Here is a 4,483-nt window from a genome sequence, read left to right on the forward strand (position 1 = left end):
CCGACCGATCGAACTGGATCCGAGCATGAGCGAAGTCCAAGCCTGGGCGCGCAGCCGGGCTCACCGTTCCTGATCGGCTTGGCTGCGGCCCGAGCAGCCGGCCTACAGGAGCGCCCGCAAGGGGAACCCTCAAACGGCACGCGACACCGAGCGACCGCGGCCCGACCGGACCGGAGTGCCGACGTCCCGTAAGACTGGTTCGGTGATCCTTCCCGGTGAAGGGGGGCTAACCGGCATACTGTTTGCGTGACTGAGCTGAAGGTCGGCTACGCCCGAGTGTCGACGGTCGATCAAGATCTCACGGCGCAGCGGGAGGCGCTCGCGGCGCTCGGCGTCGACCCGAAGCGAATCTATGTCGACCACGGCCTGACTGGCACAAACCGAGACCGGCCCGGATTGCGCCAAGCGCTGGCCGCCTGCCGCAGCGGCGACACGCTCGTCGTGACAAAACTCGACCGCCTTGCTCGGTCGGTTCCGGACGCACGCGACATCGTCGACGAACTCACCGCCAGCGGTGTGCGTCTCAACATCGGCGGCTCGTTGCACGACCCGACAGACCCGATCGGCCGGCTGCTGTTCACCACTCTCAGCATGATCGCCGAGTTTGAGGCCGACCTTGCCCGCGCCCGGACCCGGGAGGGCATGGCCATCGCCCGTGCCAAGGGCCGGCTGCGTGGCAAGCAGCCCAAGCTCAGTCCGCGGCAGGAGGCGCACCTCGTCGAGCTCTATCGCGCCGGAGGGCACACCATCGGCGAACTCGAGGAGCTGTTCCCGGTCACTCGTTCGACGATCTACCGCGCCGTCGCGCGCGCGGGCGGGCGAATGACCGCGACGTCGGCACAGAGCGTAACGCGATGACCGATCTCGTAGGGCGCACGACGCGCGGTGTCTTCCGCTATTTGATGACCGACAGCACGGTCGGCGCGATCAACACCGCGTTCCAAGACGAAGGCTTCGCGCCCGATCCCGACTGCCGCTACGAAGACAGCAGCGTGCGTCGCCAGACGACGCAGTCGTACCTGGATGCGGTCGACTGGACCGACCCGCGACAGGTCGGCCGATTTCTCCGGGTCGCTGAACGGTTGCTCAATGGCTGGGAGCCGCAGTGCCTCAGCCATTTTCACCAATCGCTACGCCGCGACGGCTACCAGGTCGATGAGCAGACGGGCCAGATCACGCCAGTCGGGCCGCAGCTGTCGATCGAATCCATCGCGAGGCTCGCGGACTCGTCGGCCATCCGCGAGGGCTTCGAGCGCATCAGGCGCGCGATCAGCGACGATCCCGCGCTCGCGGTCGGCAGCGCCAAGGAACTGATCGAAAGCACCGCCAAAGTCGTCCTCAGCGAACGCGGCCAGCCGTTCGACGACAAGTCCGACCTGCCTAAATTGGCTCGTGCAGCACAGCTTTCGCTCGGGCTGGACCCCTCGACCGGGTCGGGACCGGATGGCAGCGACGGTGTTAGGCGCATCCTCGGCGCGGTGACCACCATCGCCAACGGACTCGCCGAGCTGCGCAACCACGGGCTGGGCACCGGGCACGGTCCGGCAACCGCACGCGTGGGTCTGGGCACCCGGCACGCTCATCTCGCGGTCAATGCGGCACTCACCTGGTGCCAGCTGATGCTCGACACCCTCGCCGACCCCGAAGCGCCCTGGCGCAAAGGTCACTCGTAAGCCGCGGCCAAACGAAGACGACCAAAACACCCAGATTCGTTCTGTTACTAAGGCGACCCCAACCACGCCATAGGCATCCGCGAACACCCCTCGGTTCAGGGCACAGTCACCGCAGGCGATTACTCGCCGCGGCTGCGGGGTGGCCTCGACGGTAGTGCGCAATGGGCCGGCCATATTGTGTGTCACGACGCCGGTCACGAGCAGCGCATCCGCGTGGCGCGGGGATGCCACCAGCCGCGCACCGAACCGCTCGGCGTCATACACCGGTCCAAATGCCCCCGCGATCTCCACCTCGCACCCATTGCACGAACCCGCGTCAACGTGCCGGATCTGAAGCGAACCACGCACTCCCGTAGGCGGTTTCACTATCTGCTGCGGTCTGGGCCCCACGCGTTCGGTGATCCGACCGACACCGAGGGCTTTGCGAATCCAGCCCATGGACGCTATTGCGCGCTGCCGGCGCGCAGGTCCTCCAACACTGCCACGCGGTCGCTAAACATCCCGGCGAGAACCTTGCGCGCAACCATGAGCAGTTCGGCGATATCCTGTGAGGCGATTGAGTAGATCATCGCGTTGCCGTCTCTGTGAGCGTCGACCACACCAGCTCGCCGCAGAACGCCCAGCTGTTGGGACAGGTTCGACGACTCCACCCCGACCTCGGGCAACAGCTCGGCGACTGACTTGTCCCCCGCCACGAGAAGCTCAAGAACCCTGATCCGCGCCGGATGCCCCAACGTTTTGAAGAACTCGGCCTTGACCTTGTACAGCGGCTCCGACACGACAGATCTCCTGAAGATTACAACTTTTCTATGTTCAAACAATTGAAGAATTTATCAGATAGTGCTGCGGCCTTCACGGCGAGCGCCTACCGCGAATCCCGCATCGGCGCAGTCCCGACACGCCGCTGCGCGGGCATTCCCCCGGTTGCCCCACATCTCCGCCTTACCCTGCCGATGTGCCCAGCGAGGAGGCCGCCGACGGATCCGGCTCGTCGTCGCCGGTGTCCCGGCGCGCGGTGCTCGGCGGGCTGGGCCTGCTGCCGCTGGCCGCCGCCGTAGGAGTCCTCCCCGCCGCTTCCGCCGACACGGGGTACCGATTCCTGACCGCGCACCAGGCCGCGGTGCTCGACGCCGCCACCCGCTGCCTGATCCCCGGCCCGGAAGACAACCCGCTCGAGCGCAGTCCTGGGGCACACGAAGCAAATGTCGTCGGCTTCCTGGACACCATGCTGTCGGCGTTCTCGTTCTCGCCACCCATGGTGCACGCAGGCGGGCCGTGGAGTAACCGTGCCGGCGGCACCCAGGACTTCATGGCCGACTTCGTCCCGCTCGACCGTGCCCAGACCTACGGGTGGCAGCAGCGGATCGCCGGCTATCGCCAGCAGTACACCAATGGCATCGCGCTACTTGATCAGCAGGCCGGCGGCGACTTCACCTCAGTGCCGAAGGTGCGCCAGGACCTGATCCTGGGCGGGGGCAAGGCGGTGTCCTTCACCAAACTTCTGTTCAGTCACACCGTCGAGGCGATGTACTCCGTCCCGGAGTATGGGGGCAACGCAAACCTGGTCGGTTGGCAGGACATCAAGTGGCCGGGGGACAACCAGCCGACGGGCTACACCAACGCCGAGGTCGAGGCGCCCGAGTGGGACCTGGTCGGCACGAGCGGGATCATCGACACGCTGGTGCGCGGAGGCTGGCAACAGGCCTTCGCCAAGATGGGCGGAACGGGCGGCGTAAATGCCCACTAAGGCGATCATCGTCGGCTCGGGCGCGGGGGGTTCGATAGTGGCGATGGTGCTCGCGGAGGCCGGCTGGGACGTCGAGATATTCGAGAAGGGCCCGAACTACTACAACAACCTCGCCGGGAACGGGCCGTTCCCGACGTTGCACTCCAACGACGAGCTCAAGTCGGTGTCCCGCTACTTCGAGCAGCCGGATCCAATCGCCTTCCCGCGCACATTCCGCAAAAACTCCAGCCAAAACGCGGCGGCCACCTACGTCGGCGACGTCAACGACCTTTCCAACCAGGTCGGCGGCACATTCCCACACTCGGACACCAAGTGCACCCGGTTGTGGGACATCGACTTCAAGGGACTGTCGCTGCTCGGCCCGGTGCCCGGCGCCGACATGGCGGATTGGCCGTTCGAGTACAGCGACATCGCGCCGTACTACGACGAGCTGCAGGACTTCCTCGGGGTTCAGGGCGACGTCGGGTCGATACCCGCTGGCGTGCAGCAGCACCAGCCGCAGGAGAAGCCCTACCCGATGCCGCCCGGGCCGCAGCAGCGCTCGTCCATGCTCCTCGCCGCGGGGGCGAAACGCGTTGGGCTGCATCCCTTTTTCTTCCCGATGGCGGCCAACTCGGTCGAATACAACGGCAGCCCGGCATGCAACAACTGCGGGCTCTGCTCCGGGTACGGGTGCCCGATTTCCGCCAAGCCGGTCAACCTCCTCGCGCTGCGGCGGGCGCTGCAGACCGGGCGGGTGAACCTGCGGCCGCTCACGCAGGTCCTGCAGGTCAACTTCACCGGCCGGCGAGCCACCGGTGTCTCGTATATCGGCCCGTCCGGCCAGCAGGGCGGGGAGACCGCCGACGTGGTTGTGCTGGCGTGCTCGGCGATCTTGTCCCCGCATCTGGCGCTGCTTTCCGGGTTTCCTGACCCCTACGGCCGCATCGGCAAACGGATAATGTTTCAAAACTTCTACGACGGGTTCGCGGTCTTCCTCGACCAGCGGGTGCACGCCTACAAAGGCCGCGCGTGCACGCAGGTCGTGTTCGACTTCAACGATCCCAACTTCCCCGGGGCTCGA

The 4,483-nt window shown here is 66.3% G+C and carries 5 protein-coding genes and 1 pseudogene; 4 read left to right on the top strand and 2 right to left on the bottom strand.

Annotation, left to right across the window (positions count from 1 at the left end; translation table 11 throughout):
* The first annotated feature begins 255 nt into the window (after window positions 1-255).
* Window positions 256-858, top strand: a complete 603-nt coding sequence (locus tag ACLP4W_RS30235; RefSeq protein WP_442391305.1) for a recombinase family protein — start codon at window positions 256-258, stop codon at window positions 856-858.
* Complete coding sequence (locus ACLP4W_RS30240) at window positions 855-1,673, top strand: abortive infection family protein (RefSeq protein ID WP_442391298.1); 819 nt, start codon at window positions 855-857, stop codon at window positions 1,671-1,673. The genes ACLP4W_RS30235 and ACLP4W_RS30240 overlap by 4 nt, the downstream gene beginning before the upstream one ends.
* Window positions 1,674-1,730: 57 nt before the next feature.
* On the opposite strand, the pseudogene ACLP4W_RS30245 reads toward ACLP4W_RS30240, so the two are convergent.
* Window positions 1,731-2,111 (bottom strand): annotated as a pseudogene (locus tag ACLP4W_RS30245) (NADH-quinone oxidoreductase subunit B family protein); the annotation flags it as partial.
* A gap of 5 nt (window positions 2,112-2,116) precedes the next feature.
* Window positions 2,117-2,452, bottom strand: a complete 336-nt coding sequence (locus ACLP4W_RS30250) for a lsr2/espR transcriptional regulator (RefSeq protein WP_442391300.1) — start codon at window positions 2,450-2,452, stop codon at window positions 2,117-2,119.
* A 176-nt stretch (window positions 2,453-2,628) separates the two neighbouring features.
* Here ACLP4W_RS30250 and ACLP4W_RS30255 point away from each other — a divergent pair, with 176 nt between their 5' ends.
* Entirely contained in the window at window positions 2,629-3,420 is a 792-nt protein-coding gene (locus ACLP4W_RS30255; protein WP_442391302.1) for a gluconate 2-dehydrogenase subunit 3 family protein, read from the top strand.
* Window positions 3,410-4,483, top strand: a 1,074-nt coding sequence (locus ACLP4W_RS30260; RefSeq protein WP_442391304.1) for a GMC family oxidoreductase N-terminal domain-containing protein, incomplete at its 3' end; no start/stop codon positions are given. The genes ACLP4W_RS30255 and ACLP4W_RS30260, both read left to right, overlap by 11 nt.

This window comes from Mycobacterium sp. (assembly GCF_052145595.1).
GTDB lineage: Bacteria > Actinomycetota > Actinomycetes > Mycobacteriales > Mycobacteriaceae > Mycobacterium.